Here is a 22,983-nt window from a genome sequence, read left to right as displayed (position 1 = left end):
AAAACAAACCCGTATTTTTTTTAAATTTTACTGAAATTCAAAATATTCCTTGGTAGATATGGGAAAAATTTTAACTTTGTTCGGACAAAAATCAAATTCTAATGGAACAATTTAGTGCAGAAGTACAACAGGAAATTGACCGCTTTATGGCTTATATTGAAGCCAAAAACCCTAATGAACCAGAGTTTATTCAAGCCGTACGCGAAGTAGCTGTAACGGTGATTCCGTTCATTCTTTCAAAAGATCAGTACAAAGGATTCAAGCTATTGGAAAGAATGGCTGAACCTGAAAGAGTAATTATTTTCCGTGTTCCATGGTTTGATGATAAAGGAGAAATTCAGGTAAACAGAGGTTTCAGAATTCAGATGAATTCTGCAATCGGACCATATAAAGGAGGATTACGTTTCCACCCTACCGTTAACCTAAGTGTACTAAAGTTCTTAGCATTTGAACAAGTATTCAAAAACAGCTTAACAACTCTACCAATGGGTGGAGGAAAAGGTGGTGCAGATTTTGATCCAAGTGGAAAATCTGACAACGAAATTATGCGTTTCTGCCAGGCTTTCATGACAGAGCTTTGCAAGCACATCGGGCCAGACACTGACGTTCCTGCTGGAGATATCGGTGTTGGTGCAAGAGAAATCGGTTACCTATTTGGTCAGTACAAAAAAATAAGAAACGAATTTACCGGTGTACTTACCGGAAAAGGACTTGCATACGGAGGTTCACTTATCCGTCCTGAAGCTACAGGATACGGTGTAGTATACTTCTGCGAGCAGATGCTAAAAACTATTGGTGAAAGCATCAGCGGCAAAACTTTTGCAGTTTCCGGATTCGGAAACGTAGCATGGGGTGTAATCAAAAAAATCGACCAGTTAGGAGGTAAAGCTATTACGCTTTCTGGTCCGGACGGATACATCTATGATCCGGAAGGAATCTCTGGAGACAAGATTGATTATCTATTAGAACTTCGTGCTTCAGGTAACAACAGAGCTGAAGATTACGCTAAGAAATACCCTTCTGCAACGTTTGTTCCAGGTAAGAGACCTTGGGAGGTAAAATGTGATGTTGCTATTCCTTCTGCAACACAGAATGAATTAGATCTTGAAGATGCTAAGTTATTAGTAGCTAATGGATGTATCTGTGTAACTGAAGCGGCTAATATGCCTTCTACTTTAGATGCTATTAACTACTTCCTGGATAACAAAGTATTGTTCTCTCCTGGTAAAGCATCTAACGCTGGTGGTGTTGCGACTTCTGGTCTTGAAATGACGCAGAACTCTCTACGTCTTAACTGGTCTTCTGAAGAAGTAGATGCTCGTCTTAAAGAAATTATGATAGGTATTCACAAAGCTTGTAGAGACTACGGTAAAGATGAAGATGGTTATGTAAACTATGTAAAAGGAGCTAACATTGCCGGATTTGTGAAAGTAGCAGAAGCTATGCTTGCACAAGGTGTTGTATAGAAACAAAAAGTAAAATATGAAGAAGTAAAAAGGATGGTTTTGAACCATCCTTTTTATTTTGAAGAAAAACTAAATAGCGAATATTTGGATTACTCAATTTTCTTTTCTTTTTTCTTCTTTTTCTCGTGAGTTGCTTTCGGATCGTTTGTTTCCGGCTGCTTCTTGTCATCTGTATTTACAGTAGTTGTTGTACTCACCTCTGTCGATGTTTTAGCCGGAGCCGTAGTTGTTGTACTTGTAGAAGGTGTTGTTGCTACTTCTGTTGTCGTTGTAGTAGTTTTCTTAGTAGTGTCCTGAGTTGTTGACTGAGCAAATGTAGCACCTGTACCTAAAGCCAGTAAAATGGCTGAGAAAAATAACCTTTTCATAATGTTTCGTTTTTAAAAATTAAATTTTAGTGTTCAGTTTTAAAACGACCATTATCTATTTGAAATTGTTTACATTATATAACTTTAACGCACTTTGACATTATTTAGTATTCATTGGGAATACGTTTACTTTTTTTCCAAATTTTTTCTAATTTTCTCTACGAAGGTATAAGCTGCAGGACATATAATCGTGTTCTTTAATGTAAGATTATTAATCTGGTAAATTTTTTTTCGGTCTGTATGTGGATATTCACGGCAAGCTTTAGGCCTTACCTCATAAATAGAACACTTATTATCATCCATCAGAAAAAAGCACGGCAAGGCTTGCAAAACCTTATCCTGATCTTCATCCACCCTCAGAAACTTATCCTCAAAGTCAGAAGCTTTCATGCGAAGATGTTTTGCAACCCGCTCTATATCCTTTTCAGTAAATAATGGTCCCGTTGTTTTACAGCAATTAGCACATTGCAGACAATCAATTTCTTCGAAAACCTCATCATGAGTTTCCTGTACAACATAATCCAGATTTTTAGGCGGTTTCTTTTTAAGAGAATCCAGAAACTTTTTATGTTCTTTATGTTTTAGCTTAGCCTGTTCTGCGTAATATTTTAAATCCATAATAAGCTACAAAATTAAGGATATGTAATTAATCAGTCTTTAAAATTTTGTAAAGCATTGCTTCTCATTGTACCTTTGATAAAAATAGTGGGAATGAATGACTTGGAAACCAGAGAAGATATAGAATTGTTGGTAAACAAATTTTATCAGAAAATTCAGACAGACAACAAGATAGGCTTATTCTTCAATGACATTGGCAAAGTCGACTGGAGCAAGCATTTGCCCAAGATGTATGACTTTTGGGAGTCTATTCTTTTTGGTCAAATGACTTATAAAGGAAATCCAATGCGCGTCCATTTTCCAATTAATGAAATAAAAGCTATTGAGAAAAAGCATTTTGAACACTGGATAAAGCTATGGACAGAAACAGTGGAAGAAAACTTTTCTGGAAAAAATGCGGACTTAGCTATATACAAAGCCAACAACATTGCAAGTCTTATGGCTTATAAAATGGAAATGGCAAGAAGACTTTAAATATTTCCCTTAAGATAGTCTTGCCTAAGGTCCTCATCCAATCTTTCAATAGCATAGCGAAGACTTGTTCTCGGCATTTCTTTATAGTGCTTATTGAGGAAATCCAGCATTACACTTTCATCCTTCTTCCCTATTTCACGAAGCATCCAACCATTGGCTTTATGCATTAGATCGTGCGGATGTTTTAGATTATTCAGCACCAGATTCTGTGTTAGCTCGTAATGCCTATTCTTTATAAACCAGAACGAACCTACTACTGCTACTCTCTTCTTCCACATATTCTCATCTGAGGAAAGCCTGTATAATATTCCTTCCTCGCCATTGTGGAAAGCATAATCGCCCAATATTTTATGCGCTGAAGAGTCTACAATATCCCAGTTGTTCACATATTCAAGATGATCGAGATAAAAATCTACCAACTTTCTTTTTTCTGTACTGCTTTTTGCCTTTTCATATTTGGCAACCAGAATAAGGATTGCTGTTAATCGCATTTCATGTACTTCGGATTTCAATACCTCCGAAAGCTCTTCCATTGAAATATCTTTATAAAATTCTTTTGCAACACTTCGCTGATCGGGAACGGAAACACCATAAAATATATCTCCTTCTCCATACTCTCCTTTTCCGGTTTTGAAATATCGCGGCATCTGAACGGCTCTTTCTGGTGTAGAAAGCATTTGAAGAGCTTCTTCTATCTGTTGCCCTATATGTTCCGCTTTTCCTTTCATATGCTGTTATTCTGAAATAGATTCCTGCTCTTTTTCTTCGTTTGCAATCTTTTTAGGATTGGCCACCTTACCAATAGTAAGACCCTGTACAATAATAGAGAATACCACAACAAAGTAAGTAATACTAAGGATAGCCGTACTGTATTCGTTCTTTGGAATAGACATTGCCAAGGCAATGGATACTCCTCCCCGAATTCCACCCCATATCAAAACCTTAATCGTTTGCGGACTAAATCGGCTTCTGAAAGACATAAACTGTGTTGGGCCCCATATAGAAATAACTCTGGCTAATAATACTACGGCAATGGCTATAATTCCAGGGATTACAAAGTTCTGGAGATCCTTTATCATTAAAAGTTCAAAGCCTATAAAAAGGAACAAAACGGCATTCAGAATTTCATCTATCAGCTCCCAGAATTTAATAAGATAGTCCTGGGTAACAGATTTCATTTTGAAATTAACATTGAAATTCCCCATAAACAAACCTGCAGCAACCATCGTTAATGGTCCTGAAATATGTAGTTGTCGTGCAATAAGGTAACCTCCCATCACTACGGACAGTGTAACCAGTACGGATATAATATAATCGTCGACCTCTCTCATCAGTCTGGAAGTAACCCAACCTAACAGAACACCGAGTAACAATCCCCCGCCGGCTTCATGAAGTAACAAAAGAGAAATATTTTCTATTCCAAGATCCACCTCTTTCCCTACCGCTAACTGCAGTACCACTGTAAAAACAACGACAGCCATACCATCGTTGAATAACGATTCTCCGGCAACTTTTGTTTCGAGTGATTTAGATACTTTTGCCTGCTTCAGAATACTGAGTACCGCTACAGGATCAGTTGGTGAAATCAGGGCACCAAATACAAGGCAATACAGGAAAGGAATATGCACCCCTACAAGCGGAAAGATATAATAAACTCCAAAACCGACTACAAAGGTGGAGATTACCACACCCACTGTTGAAAATATAAAAACAGGTCGAAACTGTTCTTTGAGGTCATTAATATTAATATGGATTCCTCCGGCAAATAATAAAAAGTTAAGCATAGCTCCCATCAATACTTCCGTAAAGTCAATACTATCCATCAAACGGTTTAGCCTTACAAATGTTTTAGGCAGCACACTTTCTCCGAATAATACCAGAAATGTAGAAACAACAATGGCAATAACCATAATCCCAATCGTACTGGGAAGTTTCAAAAATCGGTAATTGATATAGGCAAAAATAGATGCCAGCACTATAAGTGCAGAAAACGAATAATATAACTCCATCCTTCTTTTTTCTTCTTGTTGTGTTTTTTAGTTTATTTATTATTCTACTTCTTCATCGTCATAATATTCGAAAAGGAAATCATTATATGGGAATCTTGAAATATGAATCTTAAGAACCTCATCATAGATCATTTTTTTCATCTCGGGGAAGTTTTCCTTTGTAAGAGCAGAAATGAAAACTGTAGGATGTTTAGATTTTGCCATCCATGTATTTTTCCATTCTTCAAGGGAAACATTTTTCCGTGTAGCTGGTGTCAGATCATCTTCAGCTTTTTTCTCATAGCTGAAATCATCAATTTTATTGAACACCATAAGTACAGGCTTTTTGTGTGCATCTATTTCCTGTAAAATTTCGTTTACTGAATTAACATGGTCTTCAAAACTTTCGTGTGAGATGTCTACAACATGAATCAATAAATCTGCTTCACGTACCTCATCCAATGTTGATTTGAAAGATTCTACCAACTGTGTTGGCAGTTTACGAATGAATCCCACCGTATCCGTCAACAGGAAAGGAAGATTACCTATTACCACCTTTCTTACTGTGGTATCCAGTGTTGCAAAAAGTTTGTTTTCAGCAAATACTTCAGATTTAGACAAGGAATTCATCAGAGTAGATTTCCCCACATTGGTATAGCCTACCAAAGCAACGCGAACCATTTTTCCGCGGTTATTCCTCTGAGTTGCCATTTGACGGTCTATTGTTTTCAGTTTATCTTTTAATAAAGATATTCTGTCACGAATAATACGGCGGTCAGTTTCAATCTCAGTTTCACCAGGCCCCCTCATACCAATACCTCCACGCTGACGCTCCAAGTGGGTCCACATCCTGGTAAGACGTGGCAACAGATATTCATATTGTGCAAGCTCTACCTGTGTTCTGGCATAGGAAGTCTGAGCGCGTTGAGCGAAAATATCCAGAATAAGATTGGTTCTGTCCAGAATTTTAACTTCTATATCTCTTTCCAGATTCTTTAACTGAGAAGGAGAAAGTTCATCATCAAAAATAACAGTTCCTATCTCATTTTCCTTTACATAGTCCCGTATCTCTTCAGCTTTACCTTTACCTACAAATGTTTTAGAGTCCGGTTGGGACATTTTCTGGGTAAATCTTTTTTCGACCGTAGCTCCTGCTGTATAGGCAAGAAACTCCAGTTCGTCCATATATTCTTTTAGTTTCTCCTCATCCTGATCTTTGGTAATAAGACCTACCAAGACCGCCTTTTCATACTGATGTTCTTTTTTTTCTAGCATATACAAAAATAAGAATTGTGAAATAAAGTTTACAGAATTAAATATAAAACATATTTTAACCCTTAGTAACACAGTTATGTATAATTATACTTTTATTAATTTTAAAGTGTTATGAGAAACGAAATACAAATATTAAAAGATTATTTACAAAAGGTATTAAAATTGGAATACCTACCGGAGGATAATTCCGGAAATCTTTGCTTTGTATACGAAAATCCGGAGCTCAGAAATGAGTTCCGGATAGGTTTTTCTAATAGTGATTTGCTAAAATATTTTAAAAATATAGCGACCTGCGATAAGAATGCTGATATATTTCTGGTAAGCCCTCATGAAATAATGCTTCCTAGAAATACAGATATATTCTGGCAGATAGTTTCTTCTGACTAATCCCAGTCGGCTGCCACAAATTTCATTTCCTCTCCGTCTCTGTTTCTCAGTGTAAGAAAATGCCCTTCTACACTATAAAGCTTCATTGTTGGAAAAAGAGCTATAAATTGATTTTCTAAATCAAGATGATTCGGACAAAACATTTTTGTTCCGGAAACGCCAGACACAGACAGTTTATTACCATTTACTTCATTCAATTGGAACCTTAGATTATTACACCCCATAAAAGCGGAGTAACCCACAGTACCAGGTTCTTTGGTTGTTAAATCTACAGAAGCTTTTGCATGTATTAGTTCGTCTTTAGAAAACTCCTTCATAGAAACAAGCATCCATTGTCGTTTAAGATTAGTGCTTATTTCTTTCTGAGTGACTGCGCACCCAGTAACACACATCGTTACCAGCATAAATCCAATAACGCTTAAAATTCTTTTCATTAATTGTTGTCTTTGTTTGTTTTATCATAATTGTATCCCAATGACATCCCCATTCCATATTCAAAATGATAAGCCATAGGAACTCCGTTTCTCATAGCCGGTTTCCAGGTAGTTTTTATTCTTTTAAATGTTCGCATCGCTTCCCATACAAAATTCTGCTCCATTATTTTAGGCCATACTGTAAGATTGTTCATTTCTCCTTTTTCATTGATATCGAAGTTCAGCAGAATACTTCCCTGAATATCAAAATCTCTGAAGATGGTATAGAATTCAGTATTAATCGTATTAATCATAGCAGACTTACCACCCGGAAACTCTGGCAGTTTAAAGTTTTCTATAGAATTTAATCCATCTTTATAATTTCCGAATAAGTCGTACGGAAAAATATAAATTTCAGCTATAGCCGGAACCTGCCTTCCCTGATACACTCCGGGATTCCAGTTTTTAAGATCTTTTACAACATTATTAGCCAGTACACGTGCACACTCATTTTTTGCGTTGATTAATGAATCTACATTCTTAAGTTTCTCTGTTCTTCCGTCAGGATAAATTTTAAGTTTCAGCTTATAGTACTGATTTGGATCATCCTGACCACAAGCTTTTATTTTATTCTGTACAATCACATTATGTACATCACGATAAAAAGATTTCAAGCCTCCCTTATAAAAGACCTGATCATCAGGATATTTATCTAATACAAATTCTTTAAGTTTTTCAGAACTTTGAGAAAAAAACAGGTTACACATAAGTGTAAAAACTAATAATAGTTGTGGTTTCATATTTTGGTGTTGGGTTTATTAATTTTCATTGAGAACTATTGGAAATTTATATGTTGCTTCAACATTAATTCCATGTATTGTTGCAGGTATCCATTTACCTTTAATCCATTTGATAGACTTCATAAACATTTCATCAACTTCTTCATCTCCAGAACCAGGTTTCATTCTAAAATTTGTCATTTTTCCCATCTCATCAACATCAAAATGAATAGCAACATTTACTATAAATTGATTAAATCTAACTCCTCTAAAATTTAAATTCTTCGCAAATTGGTTCCTGAAGCTATTACCACCTTCAGCAAATACTGGCGGAGTAAAATAATACAAGATATCATATCCTTCGCTATAATTGGAAAACAAATCATCTGGATATATATACGCACTTGCCATTGCAGCAACTTTCTCACCAGACACAACTGCTGAATTCCATTTATTTAAAAACTTGAAAGTCTTACGAGAGAGTTCAAAAGCACATTTATTTTGTTCTGTTTTTAATGGATCAATATCCTTTACAAATTTTATTTTCCCATCCGGATAAACAATGAAATTGACTTTATATAGTTCTTTTTTATTTTTACAAGACTCTATCTTTTCTTTAACAATAACATCATGAATGTCTTTATAAAATTTCACTACTCCACCATCATAAAAATCTGTACCTGTTGGATATTCATTATAAACAATATCCTCTTTTTGCTGTGCAAAAAATAAAGATCCTAATAAAGTAAAAAGAAGTAATTTTTTCATCATAAATATTTCATTAAAAAAGGCATTAAAGAGTCTGCTAATATAGTCTTTAATGCCTTTATATCGTATTATCCGAATGTTAAAAATTACAACACTTCGATCTGATTTTTAAGAAGGTCTTCAAAAACATCTCTTTTTCTGATCAAGTGTACATTTCCATCCATTACCATTACTTCAGCAGGCTTTAAGCGACTATTGAAGTTAGAACTCATTTCAAAACCATAAGCCCCTGCATTTCTGAAGACTAGAATGTCGCCTTCTCTTACTTCATTTATTTTTCTGTCCCATGCAAAAGTATCAGTTTCACAAATGTTTCCAACAACAGTATAGATGCGCTCTGGCCCTGTAGGGTTGGAAAGGTTTTCTATTTTATGGTAGGAATCATAGAACATTGGACGAATCAAGTGATTGAATCCCGAATTAACTCCAACAAAAACTGTTGCTGTAGTCTGTTTGATAACATTAGTTCTTACAAGGAAATGCCCACTTTCGCTTACCAGGTATTTCCCCGGTTCGAACCACAGTTCAAAATCTTTTCCTGTTTCTTTTTTGAAATTGTTCACTGCTTTCAGAACTTTTTTACCCAATGTTTTCACATCAGTTTCCAGTTCTCCTTCCTGGTATGGTACCTTGAAACCACTTCCCATATCGATATATTTAAGATTTGGGAAGTCTTCCACCATCTCAAACATTATTTCAAGCCCCTGAATAAAGACATCAATATCTTTAATCTCGCTTCCGGTGTGCATATGCAAACCTTCAACGTTTAGTCCTGTCGTTTTTACAATACGCTGAATGTGTCTCAGCTGGTGAATAGAAATACCAAATTTACTATCGATATGTCCAGTGGAGATTTTGTAGTTACCTCCGGCAAAAATATGTGGATTGATTCTAATAAATACAGGATAAGTATTACCATATTTATTTCCGAATTGCTCCAGAATAGAAATATTATCAATATTAATGTGTACACCAAGCTTCATTGCTTCTTCAATCTCAGTAATATCCACACAGTTTGGTGTAAACAAGATCTTCTCTGGCGTAAATCCGGCCTTAAGACCCAAATTCACTTCGTTAATGCTCACACAGTCGATATTAGCACCTAACTTTTGTATGTACTTCAGAATGTTGATATTGGTTAAAGCCTTTGCTGCATAGAAAAATCTGGTTTTATCATCGAACGATTTAGTAAGCTTTTCATACTGTTCTCTGATTTTATCAGTTTCGTAAACATATACGGGTGTTCCGTACTCTCCTGCAATTTTTAGTAATTCTTGATTTGTCATATGGCTTCTCTTGTACTTTTTGTACTTAACATTATGTTGTTGGCAGATTTTTTATCTCATAATTATTGCGCAGCAAAGATAATTTTAATTCGTTGTATATCATATTATTTACTGCATGAATTTCAATTTTCAGTTTATTAATCTTATTTAAAGACTTTATCTGGTGATGAAGTTCATAAAATCCGTACCCCGTCAGTTTTCCTTTTTCCAGTACTAAAAATGATTTTTCACTTTTAGTTCTTCCCTCTGAAATCCATATCTCATTACGATTATCTAATGAAAGAAACTCTTTTAAAGCTATTGGGTTATCCTGAAAACGCTCCTGTTCATTGATAAAAGTCTTCACTTTATTTCCCTGTGAAAAAGATTTAAACTTCAGTAAATCACCTGTCTGTCCCTTGGTTCTTTCTATTATGTATTTATCATTCTTATAATACAATCCGAAAGGTAACGAAGGCGTTTTCTTTTTCGTTTTTTGCAGCATCATAAGTTTTGCAATAAGCTCATTCCCCGTAAATTCATAATGAATCTGAGTAGTTTCAGCTTTTAGCTTGTCCCATTTCTTTGTCCGGGCATGGAAAATCTTTGTTGCTGTCTGATAAATATTAGATGAATAATCAGTATACAGAATATCACCTTTTGCATTCTGAAAATAGATAATTCCGTTTTCTGCCGGAAGAAACTCTGTAAGTGCCGTAATCTTTTTATTCAGATTATTAGATACCTGCGTCTCTTTCTGATGCTTCAGAATTTCTTTTTCCTGATCTTTTGCCAGTAATATTTTGAACAATTCCACAGTAGCTCTGGCATCCCCGGATGCACGGTGTCTATCTGTGAGGGGAATTCCCAAAGACTTGGAAAGCTTACCCAGAGAGTAGCTTTCTTCATTTGGGATTAGTTTTTTTGCTAACGGAATTGTATCTATTGTTTCTCTTTCATAGTTGTATCCTAGTCTGTGAAATGATTGTCTGATCATTCGATAATCAAACTCTACATTATGCCCTACGATTACGGAACCTTCCGTGATTTCAACAATTCTTTTTGCAATTTCGTGAAACTTAGGTGCTGTCTTTACCATTTTGGCTGTGATCCCTGTTAGTTTCTGGACATACGGAGAAATTACATCTTCAGGATTTACCAGAGATATAAACTGATCTACGATTTCGTGTCCATCGAATCGGTATATAGCAATTTCGATAATACTTTCTTTCTTGAAAGCACCGCCATTACTTTCAATATCTATAATTGAATACAATGTTCTCTATTAATTAAATAAAATTATCTTCTTTTTTTCAGTCCCAGCATTCCGAAAAGCATATTCATACCCTCCCTTACGATGGTATTTCCTACAGATTTTGCTAATGGACTTTTAAGAACCTGGTCAAACATTCCGGGTTCTGGTTTTGGCTGCCTTCCATTTGAAGATGGAGCCTGTTGTTGGTTCTGCACTACCTGATTCATTCTGTTGCTAAGAATTTCATATGCAGATTCTCTGTTTATTGCATCTTTATATCTTTGTACCAAAGAAGAAGAAGCTACCAGATTATCTATTTCCTGCGGTGTAAGGATATCCATTCTGGATTCCGGAGAAATAAGGAACGTATCTACCAAAGGGGTAGGAATTCCTTTTTCGTCTAAAGCCGTTACAAATGCTTCACCTATCCCAAGGTTCTGAATAAGTTCCGATGCTTTATAAAACTCCGTTGTAGGATAATTTTCAACCGCTTTATCTATTTCTTTTTTATCTTTAGCTGTAAAGCCTCTCAGTGCATGTTGAACTTTTAAACCCAGCTGGCTCAAAACACCGTCCGGAACATCCCCAGGCACCTGAGTAATAAAATAAATCCCTACTCCTTTGGAACGGATTAGCTTTACAATAGTTTCAATCTGGTTCAATAATGCTTTAGGCGCTTCTTTGAATAACAAGTGTGCCTCGTCTATAAACAGCGCAAATTTTGGTCTTCCCTTATCTCCCACCTCTGGAAATTTATCATAAATTTCCGCCAGCAATGACAACATAAAGGTAGAAAACAACTGTGGCCTGCTCTGCAAATCGGTTACACGCAGAATATTAATAACTCCCAAACCATTTCGGGTTTGTAATAAATCTTCTACTTCAAAGGATAATTCTCCAAAGAATTCTCTTGCCCCCTGCTGCTCCAAAGCAACAATAGAACGTAGGATTGCTCCTAGTGATGCCGAAGCAATACTTCCGTAATTGCTGCTTAGTTCCGATTTTCCTTGTGGATCATCGGTTACATATTGCAATACTTTCTTCAAGTCATCTAAATCCAGTAGCGGAAGAGCTTTATCATCACAATATTTAAAAATAATAGACATGATACTCGACTGAGTATCATTTAGTCCTAAAATTTTGCTCAGTAATACAGGTCCAAATTCGGTTACTGTAGCTCTTAGCCGTACTCCTTTCTCATCGGAAATACTCATAAATTCTACAGGAAAAGCCTGTGGGCTATATGGCAGTTGAGTTTTTGCATAGCGCTCCTGGATCTTAGCATTGTCTTCTCCTGCAGCTCCCAGTCCGGACAAGTCACCCTTAATATCCATAACCATGGACGGGATTCCATTACGGGAAAGCTGCTCTACAAAAACCTGAAGTGTCTTTGTTTTTCCGGTTCCTGTTGCTCCTGCTATAAGCCCATGTCGATTTACTGTGCTCAAAGGAATACACACATCCACTTCAGGAACTACCTCTCCATTAAAAATACCTTTCCCTAGTACAATATGTTCACCATTGCACTGATATCTAGCTGTAAGCTCCTGAATAAATTTTCCTTTATCTGCCATCTAAAAATATTTTTGACGGATAAATTTAGAAATTTTGGGTGAGAACAGGACATATTTTTTAATATTGAACGATTTTTCTCTTGATAAAAATCATTAACAATCCTCATAACAAAGGGAATATTAATCATTAATTTTGCATAGATTTAATATTCTTGAACAGGTTTACTCCATATTTATTTAGTTTTATCTGCACCCTTCTGGTTTTTCAGAAGACATGGGTATGGGCAGAATACAAGATTAATATGGACTGGTATCTTGAAAACTGTACAAATAAAAATAAACCGGAACTTCACTGTAATGGAAAATGTCAGTTAAGCCAGGAAGAAGCACGCAACCCTAATTTTACATGGCTAAAAATAGCTTCAGAATTTATCGGATTACCCGCCCTTGAAGCTTCGGTTTCAATTCATAGAATCTTACCTGTTTTTCAGGAAATTTCTCATAAAATCCAGACTCCGTTATTTGGATTTCTGCGCCTGCATTTGAGGCCTCCCGTATTATAAGTTTAATTTCTCCGAAAACATAAACATGTACAAACCGTACATCGTTTATTTCAACCTGATTATTCCTTTGATAATCAGACAACATCATCTTTAAACTTATAATACATTATGATATTATCTAATAAAAATATCTCTGTCGTGGCATTTTTAAGCTTTGGCATAAGCAATTTATACGCTCAGAAATCTGATTCAATACTTCAGCAAAATATTGAAGTAGTACGTATTCTCAAAAACAACACTAGTAAAAAAATTTCTGCAAGCCATTCTGATTTCCTGAATCATGACGCCGGAAACTTTCTCACTAATCTTCCGGAAATCGGCGGACGGAAAATTGCCGGAAGCTATGCAACAGATCCTGTTTTAAGAGGATTTAAATTTGAACAGCTTAATATTATCAATGACGGATCTCTTACAAGTATACAGGCATGCCCAAGCAGAATGGATCCTCCGGCAAGTCAGGTCAACCTAAATCTTGTTAAAGAAGCTGAGATCTACAAAGGTCCGTATCAGTTCAGGTTTGGAAATTCTTTTGGAGGGACTATTAATTTTGTAAGTATTGATCCAAAGTTTACCGAAAAGCCTGTTTTTAGCGGCAGACTTTCTACCGGATATGAGACCAATGGATATGGAACACGCAATGAGCTTATTACCCGCCTTTCTACCCAAAAATTCAATATAGACCTATTTGGCTCTTACCAAAAAGCCGACGATTATAAAGATGGCAATGGTAATAAAGTCCCATCTGCATTCGAAAGATACAGTATTGGTTCGCGGGCTTCTTATCAATGGAATGAACGTAATATTACTACAGCACAGGTAACAACTAACCAGGCCAGAGACGTAAAATTTGCAACCGGAATGATGGATCTTCTAAAAGATAATACATGGTTATACTCTCTAAAACATGATATGACTTTTCAGAATTCTGTTTTCAAAAAATTAAGCCTTAGTAGTTATTTATCAGAAGTAGACCATACCATGGGAACTCCTGACATGAGTATGATTTCCAGAATAAAAAGCAGATCCGGAGGCGGACGTGCTGAACTTAAATTACAGTGGAATAACAATCTGCTTTATACAGGTGCCGATTTCCGTCATGACGGAGAAAAAGATGTACCACAGCAAAAAATGGAAATGCTAGGTAACGGAAGCGGGCATTCTATGGCAATGGGACATAATAATGCGTGGCAGAATGGCCAAATTAACCGCTTGGGATGGTTCAATGAATATCAGAGACATTGGGGAAACAATAAAATCACAGCTTCTTACAGGTTAGATTATTCTCACGCTACAGCTAATGATCCTTCTCATTTTTTCATGATGAAATACGGAGATAATTTGTCGGCTAACCAAACAACTCATAGTTTCAGTCTTTCTTACAACAGAGTACTAGACCAATATCAACAGATAACTGTGCTAATAGGACGTGGAGAAAGAAGTGCGGGTATTACTGAACGTTATATCAACTTCTTTCCTCTTGGAAATGACAACTATCAGTATGTAGGAAATCCTTTCCTTAAATCCGAAAAGAATTATCAGATTGACATTGTATACTCTTATAAAAGTGATAACCTGAACTTTCAGGCAGATGCATTTTACTCCAGACTGAAAGATTTTATATCGTCACAAATCGCTCCGGATATTAAACCCACTTCTATGATGTCCAAAGGTGTACGGCAGATGACCAATATTGACAATGCTTACAAAGCTGGTATTGAAGGATCTGTACAATGGAATATCACAAATTATTTGAGGACTGAAGCCGGTGCAGCTTATACTTATGCTCAGAATATGAGTCAGGATGTTCCGCTGTCGGAAATTGCACCTTTAGAAACCCGATTGCGATTGGAAGGAAATTTCAAAAACATCACTTTGGGTGCAGAAATGCGTTATACCGGGCAACAAAACAGAACAAATCCTTTATTCGGAGAATTCGCAACCAAAGATTTTACATTATTCAATCTTGACGCCAGAATTGAAATTTTCAAAAACTTCAATGCTACCTTACAGCTCAGAAATATATTTAACAGAACTTATACTGAATACCTGAACAAGACTATGTACAGTTCGGGATATACACAGCGGTTTATGTCACCAGGACGAAACTTTTCTCTTACCTGTTCTTATACATTCTAAAATAAAAGAGCCTGATAAATCAGGCTCTTTTATTCTATATATGTTTCTTCAGTTCTGCTGTCAGACTGTTTACATCCATCACACCGCTTTGTCGGAACAACAACTCTCCTTTTTTAAAGAGTAATAATGTTGGAACACTTCTCACGCCGTATTCTGCAGCTATAGACTGATACTGATCTATATCTATTTTTACAATTCGGGCTTCCTCTTCTACATTTCGCTTAACAGTATTTAAAACTGAAGACATCACTTTACATGGCTGACACCACGTTGCAAAAAAGTTTATTAATACAGGTCTATCTGACTGAATAAGTTCATTAAATTTTGCTGACATTTTTCTCAGTTTTTAGTTTTATTTTTTTTTAATTCCGAAACATTCTGATAAGAAGTTCCGCTATAAACATCCGGAATATTATTTTTTTGTAACAGATCTTTTGCTTTCCCGGCTCTTATTCCGGAGCGACAATAAATAACAATGTTCTTCTTACCTCGAAATTCAGATAATCTGCTTTCAATCTGATCCAGTGGAATATTAACAGCTCCTTCTATTTTTTCAGCATTATATTCCTCCGGAGTGCGGACATCTACTAAAAAAGTTTTGTTATCATTTACCAGTCTGCTTATTTTCTGGTTCTCTGTTTTTGGAGTTACCGAACAAGAGATCATACCACCAGATAACAGAATAACCAGTAAAGTTCCTATAATTTGCTTTGGCATACAAAATCCGTTGTTGGCACTTCTGTTAATTTAATCTTACCAAAGCCACCTTCCACTTCTGTGAAATGACGATAACCTCTCGCCTGAAGAATACTTGCAGCAATCATACTTCTATAACCTCCAGCACAGTGCAGGAAGAAATGCTCTTTTGGATCAACATCTTTTATCCAGGTATTGATATAAGCTAAAGGACGGCTATATGCATCTGCTATATGCTCTGCAGCATATTCTCCTTCTTTTCTTACATCTATTATTTTTGCGTCTTCTGTGTACCTTTGAGCAAATTCCTCAGGGGTAATTCTGTCCACAGAATCAGTTTCTTTTCCTGCTGATTGCCATGCAGAAACACCTCCCTTCAGATAGCCCAATACATTATCAAAACCTACACGGCTAAGGCGGGTAATAACTTCTTCTTCACTTCCTTCATCTGTTACCAATAATAGCGGCTGCTTTACATCCACTATCATTGCACCCACCCATGGTGCAAAATCTCCTTTCACTCCGATATTTACTGACTGTGGAATAAAGCCTTTATGAAATTCTGCTGCAGGTCTTGTGTCCAGTATCAATGCTCCGGTTTCATCTGCCACAGCTTCAAAATCTTCTGCTGATAATGGGTTAAGCCCTTGTTCAAGAACTTGATCAAAACTTTCATAGCCCTTTTTATTCATGGCAACATTCATGGCAAAATATCCTGGCGGTGGTGTTAATCCGTCCGTAACTTCTTTTACAAAAGTCGCTTTATCCGGTTGGTTCAGCGCATAGTTCGTTTTCTTCTGATTGCCCAAAGTATCCACTGTTTCCTTTTGCATATTTTTACCACATGCACTTCCGGCTCCGTGAGCAGGATAAACTGTTATTTCATCAGATAAAGGCATAATCTTATTTATAAGGCTATCATAAAGCATTCCTGCAAGATCTTCCTGTGTAAGGTCTTTACCTTTTTGGGCAAGATCCGGTCTTCCAACATCTCCTAAGAATAAAGTATCTCCCGAAAACAAAGCTGTTTCCTTTCCATTTTCGTCAATAAGCAGGTAGCATGAGCTTTCCATCGTATGTCCGGGTGTATGCAATACTTTTATTTTAATATTACCTATCTCAAAAACTTCCTCGTCTTTAGCAATAATTGCTTCAAATTCAGGTTTTGCAGTTGGCCCGTAAACTATGGCTGCGCCTGTTTTATCACTCAAGTCAACATGCCCGGATACAAAATCTGCATGAAAGTGGGTCTCGAGAATATATTTAAGCTTCGCATTGTCCTCTTGTAATTTATCCAGATAGGGCTGCACCTCTCTTAAAGGATCTATAATTACGGCTTCTCCCTGGGATACAATGTAGTAAGCTCCCTGTGCAAGACATCCTGTATATATTTGTTCTACTTTCATTTTAATTTAATTTATTTTGAATAAAATAGCCATCTAAAGTACAACTTTTGCGTCAAAGACCATACCGTAAACTCAATATACAACATGATTTTTATTGCTATTTCTCACATTTTCTGAGGCTATATTTAACTTTATGCATGATCATTTATCTTAACTATTATGAAATTTATTTATTTTTATCTGTAACAAAGTCACAATCTTGTTTACTAATTATTTAGTTATAAAATTTGATATGAAAAAACTCTTAACTCTTTTGTTCTTCATGGCAACCTTTTTCTTGTTTGCGCAGAAGACTATTTCCGGAAAAGTTTCGGATACCAGTGGCAACGGAATTGCAAGTGCAAGTGTCACCATCGAAAATCCAGATAATCCTGTAATTATTGCTTACGGAATTACAGACAGCAAAGGAAATTACAAAATTGCATTCAACACAGATTTATCCAAAGTCAACATAAAGGTTAAAGCATTCAATCAAAAACCACAAACTAAAGAAGTTAATAATCAGGACCAGACTGTCAATTTCAGTCTTGCATCTGATGTTACCGAGATAAAAGAGGTGGTACTAAAAACGAAACTCATCACAAAAAGAGGAGATACAATTGCGTATGACCTTAAAGCTTTTGCCAATAAAAACGACCGTGTTTTGGCAGATGCACTTAAGAAGATCCCAGGTATCGATGTTAACAAAGACGGAACCATCTTATACCAAGGTGAGCCACTTAATAAGTTCTATGTCAACGGAAAAGACTTAATGGAAGGAGGTTATGGTACGATCAACAACTCCTTACCTATCGATGCCATTGGTAAGGTAGAAATTATGGAAAATCACCAGCCTGTAAAAATCCTTCAGGACAAAGTACCGAGTGATCGTGCTGCTATCAATATCAAATTAAAGAAATCTGTAACCATGACCGGCCGGGGAGAAATAGGATTAGGAGCCTCTCCTCTTTTATGGAATGTAAAATTAACACCAATGCTCTTTACCGATAAGATACAATGGTTGTTCAATTACAAATCCAACAATAATGGTGATGCCGTAGAAAATGAAGGAAACATATTATCTTTCGGAGGTCGTTATGAAGGTATCAGAAGAAATATTACTCAAAATAGTTGGTTGAATGTAGATAATTCTGATGCGCCTAATATTCCGCAAAAAAGATATTTAATGAACAGTGTTCACTACCTGTCCGGAAATCTATTAACCAATCTGAATAAAAATAAGGAATGGGAGTTCAAGGCCAATGCAAGTTATACTAACAATGCTGTAGAAAGAGAGTCATATAATGAAACACAATACATACCACAGTTTAACCAAGGGGCAAAAATAACAAATGCGATAAAAAACAACTTTTACACAGACAAAGTAAAAGGAGAAGTTATCTTTACTAAAAACGCTAAAAAAGGCTTCTTTAAAAACACTACAACCTTTTCTCAGTTCTGGAATGGAGATCGCGCTGTTATTGACAGAAGCATTAGTCAAAGCTCTGGATTTATTGCGAATCCTGCCAATGAAGCTTTGGAATCACCGACAACAAGTTTTCAAAACTCATTGAGTACTATTATTCCTTGGAAAGAAAAATTAATTAATGTCAGATCTTTCATCAATTATCAGACAGACAGACAAACACTTCGGGTAGATCCTATCAAATTTACAGACAGACAGTCTTTTGATTCTTTAGGGAAGCCTGTTTTCACGCCTATTTTTGCATATTCACCTAACGCAAAAATTGCTGAACAATATTTAAGAACTAAAACTTTTGAAACCAACAATGCTGTAAATGTTAGTTTCTCTGCTAAAAAATGGACATTCACTCCGGAGATTGGTATCTCATATATAAGCAATAAATTGAATACAACTCTGTTTGGTGTTGACAATAATGGTTATAGAGAAAATTATGGAGACAACTATTCTAATAACCTGGAGTTCACCAACACGACTCCAACAGCTTCTACCCAGATTAATTATAAAGGAGCAAACTTTAGTATGTATCTAACGCTTCCTGTTAATTTTAATAATATTAAAGCAACAGATCCTGCAAGAAAGGTAGCAATCGATCTTCAAAAAACTACATTTGAACCGAGTCTATTTGCTCAATATGAATTTGCATCATTTTGGAAAGCGTCTGTCAGCGGAAATATTAATTATAATTTCGGGACTATTAACAGTGTATATGCTGGTTATATATTACAAACTCCATCAAGCCTTATAGCAACATCTGCAGATGGTGTTTTATCCCAAAACAGAGTACAGTCATCAGGAGCAAGAATAGAATATAGAAATCCTCTGAATAATTTATTCTTTAATATACGAGGCAGCGTTTCCAATACCCGAAATAATCTTATGGTAAATACTTTTTATAACGGAGGCGGTACTACACTTTCTTATATTGTAAGAGATAATGATATTAACACTAACTCACAAAGCTTTGAGGTTGGTAAATATTTCCCTAAGTTTAAAACGAATGCTTCTGTAAGTTTTACAAATAGCAATAACAAGTCTTTAAGCTTAAGCAATAATATTCTGCAACGCTCTAAAAACAACAATGAAAATATAGCATTCAAATTTAACAATGCTTATTTCAGCTGGATGAGTCTGGATTATACAATGAGCTATGGATGGGGAAATAACCTATATACAACGCAGGGAAGAGAGACAACAGTAAAATCTAACAACTGGACTCAAAATCTGAACTTAATATTCTACCCTATCGAGAATCATTCTATCGGACTTAACTGGGATCAGACAAATTTCTCCCAAGGTGGACAAAGCTTTCAAAACCCATTTTATGATTTAACGTATCAATATACATGGGCTAAAAAGAAAATAGACTTCGAAGTAAAATGGCTAAACATCGCCAATACAAAAGTATACGAACAGATTGGTAACAGCTCAGTAGGAACTACATACAGAAGAATGTTTATCCGTCCAAGCCAGGTTATGTTTACAGTGAAATTTAATTTTAAATAATTTTGAAGCCTTGTCTCTTGTCTGGAAAAAAATGTTTTTTATCTTTGTTCCATATACTGATTATTAATTAACTAAAAGCATTTAAACTATCCTATGAAAGGGATTTTGAAAATCTACCATCCGGAAGAGATCCTTAAGTACAATATTAAAAGTAGTTACTGCAAGGCAGTCTATAGTAATAAGCAAAACTTCCTGGAAGTAGAAATCATTACGGATGATGATCTGGATCACGTTGATGACGACTCTTTGCAGTATAACTTCCCGCAGCTTTCTTTAAGCATTTCGGACTTCCCTATTGATACAGACAAACTTGTAGGGCAAACATTCAATGTGAATGATTCTGAAGAAGAAACCTATTGTGGCGTAAATTTATATGATGACGAAGATGCCTTCATTCATGATAATGAGTTAAAATTCTCGAAAGATGAGAATGGAGATCTTCAGTTAATCTGGCAGGGAAACATAGATGATTTTTATACTTTTTCGGACGAACCAATTGCCTTTAAACTAAAATGTCACTTCAGACAGGATACTCCCGAGGCAGACGACGAATAAGCGTAAAATTTAACTTTTCCGTAAACAAGTATTCTAATATATTGTTCTCAACAATATCTATAGGAAACTTGCGTTTTAAAATTTAAACAAATTCATTAATGGCATTTTTAGAAATATCAACCATATTGCAGGCACAGACTCAGGTGGCGGCAACAACCCAGGAATTTTCTTTCTGGAAAATAATGTTCCACGGTAATATATTTGCCAATGTGGTAATGATAACCGTTTTATTACTGGGTATATTCTCTTTTTACCTGTTTTTGGAAAGATTCTTCTTTATTAAAAGAATGTCTTCCAATACCGATCCTAATCTTATGAGAAATATTGAAGATTTCTTAAAAGACGGAAAGGTAGATGCAGCGATAGATTATTGCTCCCGTCAGGATTCTCCTGAAGCCAGAATTCTGGAAAAAGGACTTTCCCGTATCGGCCGTCCAGTATCGGATATTGTAAATGCAATGGAAGGACAAGGGCAAGCTGAGGTTGCTAATATGGAAATGAATCTTAACCTGTTGGCAGCAGTACCAAGTATCGCACCCATGTTAGGACTTTTAGGTACCGTAATCGGGATGATCTTAGCCTTCTTTAATTTGTCTAACTCTACAGGTTCTTTCTCTCCGAAAACTCTTTCAGAGGGTATTTATACAGCATTAGGACAAACAGCTACAGGTCTTGCAGTAGCAATCCCGGCTAACTTTTTCTATAACCTTTTGCTGACAAAAATTGACAAATTCATTCTGAAGATTCAAAACTTGTCCGCAGAGTTCTTAGATATCATCAACAAACCTTTGTAAGAATATCATGAAAATCTCAAGAAGAAATAAAGCAAATCCTGAATTCAGTTTGGCAGCAATGACAGACGTTATATTGCTACTTCTTATATTTTTCATGATCACCTCTTCTGCAGCCAACCAAAATGCAATAGATGTGAAGCTTCCTAAAGGAGAAAGCGAGGCAATGGACATACCTAATCCTTTGTCTGTAAGCATTAAACCGGATGGATCTTATTTCATAGATGAAAAACAAGTACAAAGAAACGAACTGGAGAGCCTTATTGTAAACAGATTACAGAATGTAACAAGTCCATCTTTTACAATCAGAGCCGACAAAGACTGCTTACATAAAGATGTAGTTTTCGTTATGGAAATTGCAGAAAAGCACAAATACAACATTGCGATTGCCACTACTACAGAGGCTGAATAAACACAAAAGATGAGTTATTTCTCAGTAAATAAAAAGGAAGAAAGAAAAGACAAACTAAAAAGTGCTGTAATAACCGCTATAGTTTGGACTACACTCCTGCTTTTTATTGCACTGTATTCCGTTAAAGTAAACTTCCCAAAAGAAGCTGAAGTTATTAATACAATGCTTGTAAATTTTGGTGATAACCGTAATGGTAACGGAACTGAAGAACCTAAAGAACAGGAAGGAAGCTTTGCGCCTCTCGAAACCAAACCTGTTGTAGAAGAAGAGCCCGTTAAAGAAATCGCAAAGCCTGAGCCACCTGTTGAGGCTAAAGAAAAAATTATTACAGGTAAAAACGAAAAAATACCCGTTGCCAAAGTAGAAAAAGCAGAGAAAAAAACAGCCACCAAGTCCTCCGTTAAAGAGACTAAAAAAAGCGACGCTAAGAAAACAACTACCGGAAATACTAAAGCCGATGGCCCTAATAAAAAACAAGGAGCAACTGGTGACGGAAAAGGAACCGCAGCTATAGGAAACTTACTAAAAGGACGCGGAACAAAAGATGGGTCTCAGGGTGACGGCGGAAAAGCCGGAAACGCTGGCGATCCCTTAGGTGGAGATGGTAATGGCGATAGCAAAATTGGTGTTGACAGAAAACTTACCGGTTATATTCCCGGTACTATGGGACGTGGTGGAGCTCAGCCCGTACATTCCTGCAAAGCATCAGGATCTATTACACTGGCTTATACTGTAGATAAAGCCGGAAATGTAATATCTGTAAGACGTTCAGGGGGTATTTCGGATCCATGTATCGTCTCTACTTCTATCCAATGGGTAAAACAATATGTAAAAGCTGAAAAAGCTAATTTCTCTTCTACCGGAACCTATCGCATCACTTTCTAAA

The 22,983-nt window shown here is 36.1% G+C and carries 24 protein-coding genes; 10 read left to right on the top strand and 14 right to left on the bottom strand.

Annotated features, from left to right (window positions below):
* Positions 1–101 precede the first annotated feature (101 nt).
* The gene (gene gdhA, locus ATE49_RS17480) at positions 102–1,466 is read left to right on the top strand and encodes an NADP-specific glutamate dehydrogenase (protein ID WP_059154430.1); all 1,365 of its coding nucleotides are present in this window, start codon (positions 102–104) and stop codon (positions 1,464–1,466) included.
* Positions 1,467–1,555: 89 nt separating this feature from the next.
* On the opposite strand, the gene ATE49_RS17475 is transcribed toward gdhA, so the two are convergent.
* Both ATE49_RS17475 and ATE49_RS17470 read right to left on the bottom strand, forming a co-directional pair.
* Positions 1,556–1,834 carry a hypothetical protein gene (locus ATE49_RS17475; RefSeq protein ID WP_059154429.1) on the bottom strand — a complete coding sequence of 93 codons (279 nt, stop codon included), beginning with the start codon at positions 1,832–1,834 and terminating at the stop codon, positions 1,556–1,558.
* 126 nt (positions 1,835–1,960) lie between these two features.
* Entirely contained in the window at positions 1,961–2,452 is a 492-nt protein-coding gene (locus tag ATE49_RS17470; RefSeq protein ID WP_065083113.1) for a YkgJ family cysteine cluster protein, read from the bottom strand.
* A gap of 93 nt (positions 2,453–2,545) precedes the next feature.
* On the opposite strand from ATE49_RS17470, the gene ATE49_RS17465 reads away from it, so the two are divergent.
* On the top strand, positions 2,546–2,926 hold the full coding sequence (locus ATE49_RS17465) for a group III truncated hemoglobin (protein ID WP_065083112.1): 381 nt from the start codon (positions 2,546–2,548) through the stop codon (positions 2,924–2,926).
* Here ATE49_RS17465 and ATE49_RS17460 read toward each other — a convergent pair.
* The 3 genes from ATE49_RS17460 to hflX are packed head-to-tail and all read right to left on the bottom strand — an operon-like array spanning position 2,923 to position 6,189.
* On the bottom strand, positions 2,923–3,654 hold the full coding sequence (locus tag ATE49_RS17460) for a DNA alkylation repair protein (protein ID WP_065083111.1): 732 nt from the start codon (positions 3,652–3,654) through the stop codon (positions 2,923–2,925). The genes ATE49_RS17465 and ATE49_RS17460 overlap by 4 nt on opposite strands.
* Positions 3,655–3,660: 6 nt before the next feature.
* A complete protein-coding gene (locus tag ATE49_RS17455) occupies positions 3,661–4,935 on the bottom strand; it encodes a cation:proton antiporter (protein ID WP_059345890.1) in 1,275 nt (424 codons plus the stop codon).
* Between the two features lie 39 nt (positions 4,936–4,974).
* Complete coding sequence (hflX, locus tag ATE49_RS17450; RefSeq protein WP_034870890.1) at positions 4,975–6,189, bottom strand: GTPase HflX; 1,215 nt, start codon at positions 6,187–6,189, stop codon at positions 4,975–4,977.
* 111 nt (positions 6,190–6,300) lie between these two features.
* On the opposite strand from hflX, the gene ATE49_RS17445 reads away from it, so the two are divergent.
* Positions 6,301–6,576: a hypothetical protein gene (locus ATE49_RS17445; RefSeq protein WP_059345889.1), complete on the top strand. Its 276-nt coding sequence runs from the start codon at positions 6,301–6,303 to the stop codon at positions 6,574–6,576.
* On the opposite strand, the gene ATE49_RS17440 is transcribed toward ATE49_RS17445, so the two are convergent.
* The 6 genes from ATE49_RS17440 to ATE49_RS17415 all read right to left on the bottom strand — a co-directional run bounded on the left by ATE49_RS17440 (position 6,573) and on the right by ATE49_RS17415 (position 12,630).
* Positions 6,573–7,010 (bottom strand): META domain-containing protein, encoded by a 438-nt coding sequence (locus ATE49_RS17440; RefSeq protein ID WP_065083110.1) that lies wholly within the window; start codon positions 7,008–7,010, stop codon positions 6,573–6,575. The two genes, ATE49_RS17445 and ATE49_RS17440, sit on opposite strands and share 4 nt — an antisense overlap.
* A complete protein-coding gene (locus ATE49_RS17435; RefSeq protein WP_065083109.1) occupies positions 7,010–7,789 on the bottom strand; it encodes an energy transducer TonB in 780 nt (259 codons plus the stop codon). Before ATE49_RS17435 ends, ATE49_RS17440 begins: the two co-directional genes overlap by 1 nt.
* A gap of 18 nt (positions 7,790–7,807) precedes the next feature.
* Positions 7,808–8,536, bottom strand: a complete 729-nt coding sequence (locus tag ATE49_RS17430) for an energy transducer TonB (protein WP_065083108.1) — start codon at positions 8,534–8,536, stop codon at positions 7,808–7,810.
* 86 nt (positions 8,537–8,622) lie between these two features.
* On the bottom strand, positions 8,623–9,822 hold the full coding sequence (lysA, locus tag ATE49_RS17425; protein ID WP_045182530.1) for a diaminopimelate decarboxylase: 1,200 nt from the start codon (positions 9,820–9,822) through the stop codon (positions 8,623–8,625).
* A 31-nt stretch (positions 9,823–9,853) separates the two neighbouring features.
* Positions 9,854–11,077 carry a 3'-5' exonuclease gene (locus ATE49_RS17420; RefSeq protein WP_059154419.1) on the bottom strand — a complete coding sequence of 408 codons (1,224 nt, stop codon included), beginning with the start codon at positions 11,075–11,077 and terminating at the stop codon, positions 9,854–9,856.
* 23 nt (positions 11,078–11,100) lie between these two features.
* A complete protein-coding gene (locus tag ATE49_RS17415; RefSeq protein WP_059154418.1) occupies positions 11,101–12,630 on the bottom strand; it encodes a helicase HerA-like domain-containing protein in 1,530 nt (509 codons plus the stop codon).
* Between the two features lie 152 nt (positions 12,631–12,782).
* On the opposite strand from ATE49_RS17415, the gene ATE49_RS17410 reads away from it, so the two are divergent.
* Together ATE49_RS17410 and ATE49_RS17405 are read left to right on the top strand one after the other, a co-directional pair.
* Entirely contained in the window at positions 12,783–13,133 is a 351-nt protein-coding gene (locus ATE49_RS17410; RefSeq protein WP_233174452.1) for a hypothetical protein, read from the top strand.
* A 108-nt stretch (positions 13,134–13,241) separates the two neighbouring features.
* Positions 13,242–15,269, top strand: coding sequence for a TonB-dependent receptor domain-containing protein (locus tag ATE49_RS17405; protein ID WP_065083107.1), 2,028 nt, complete (start codon positions 13,242–13,244; stop codon positions 15,267–15,269).
* A gap of 34 nt (positions 15,270–15,303) precedes the next feature.
* On the opposite strand, the gene trxA is transcribed toward ATE49_RS17405, so the two are convergent.
* From trxA to ATE49_RS17390, 3 genes are read right to left on the bottom strand one after another with little or no spacing between them, the layout of a single operon-like run.
* Complete coding sequence (trxA, locus tag ATE49_RS17400; protein WP_059154416.1) at positions 15,304–15,603, bottom strand: thioredoxin; 300 nt, start codon at positions 15,601–15,603, stop codon at positions 15,304–15,306.
* 5 nt (positions 15,604–15,608) lie between these two features.
* Positions 15,609–15,986, bottom strand: a complete 378-nt coding sequence (locus tag ATE49_RS17395; protein ID WP_065083106.1) for a rhodanese-like domain-containing protein — start codon at positions 15,984–15,986, stop codon at positions 15,609–15,611.
* Entirely contained in the window at positions 15,968–17,371 is a 1,404-nt protein-coding gene (locus ATE49_RS17390) for an MBL fold metallo-hydrolase (RefSeq protein WP_065083105.1), read from the bottom strand. Before ATE49_RS17390 ends, ATE49_RS17395 begins: the two co-directional genes overlap by 19 nt.
* Positions 17,372–17,603: 232 nt before the next feature.
* On the opposite strand from ATE49_RS17390, the gene ATE49_RS17385 reads away from it, so the two are divergent.
* The 5 genes from ATE49_RS17385 to ATE49_RS17365 all read left to right on the top strand — a co-directional run bounded on the left by ATE49_RS17385 (position 17,604) and on the right by ATE49_RS17365 (position 22,982).
* Entirely contained in the window at positions 17,604–20,339 is a 2,736-nt protein-coding gene (locus ATE49_RS17385) for a carboxypeptidase-like regulatory domain-containing protein (RefSeq protein WP_065083104.1), read from the top strand.
* Between the two features lie 93 nt (positions 20,340–20,432).
* Entirely contained in the window at positions 20,433–20,894 is a 462-nt protein-coding gene (locus tag ATE49_RS17380) for a hypothetical protein (protein WP_045182542.1), read from the top strand.
* Positions 20,895–20,992: 98 nt separating this feature from the next.
* Positions 20,993–21,688, top strand: a complete 696-nt coding sequence (locus ATE49_RS17375) for a MotA/TolQ/ExbB proton channel family protein (protein ID WP_024563795.1) — start codon at positions 20,993–20,995, stop codon at positions 21,686–21,688.
* A gap of 7 nt (positions 21,689–21,695) precedes the next feature.
* Positions 21,696–22,097: an ExbD/TolR family protein gene (locus ATE49_RS17370; RefSeq protein ID WP_009090321.1), complete on the top strand. Its 402-nt coding sequence runs from the start codon at positions 21,696–21,698 to the stop codon at positions 22,095–22,097.
* A 9-nt stretch (positions 22,098–22,106) separates the two neighbouring features.
* On the top strand, positions 22,107–22,982 hold the full coding sequence (locus ATE49_RS17365; RefSeq protein ID WP_021347623.1) for an energy transducer TonB: 876 nt from the start codon (positions 22,107–22,109) through the stop codon (positions 22,980–22,982).
* The last annotated feature ends 1 nt before the right edge of the window (position 22,983 follow it).

This window comes from Elizabethkingia miricola (assembly GCF_001675285.1).
In the GTDB taxonomy this organism is placed as follows: domain Bacteria; phylum Bacteroidota; class Bacteroidia; order Flavobacteriales; family Weeksellaceae; genus Elizabethkingia; species Elizabethkingia miricola.
Note: the sequence above shows the minus strand (reverse complement) of the source record. Positions and strands in the feature narration are given on the sequence as shown.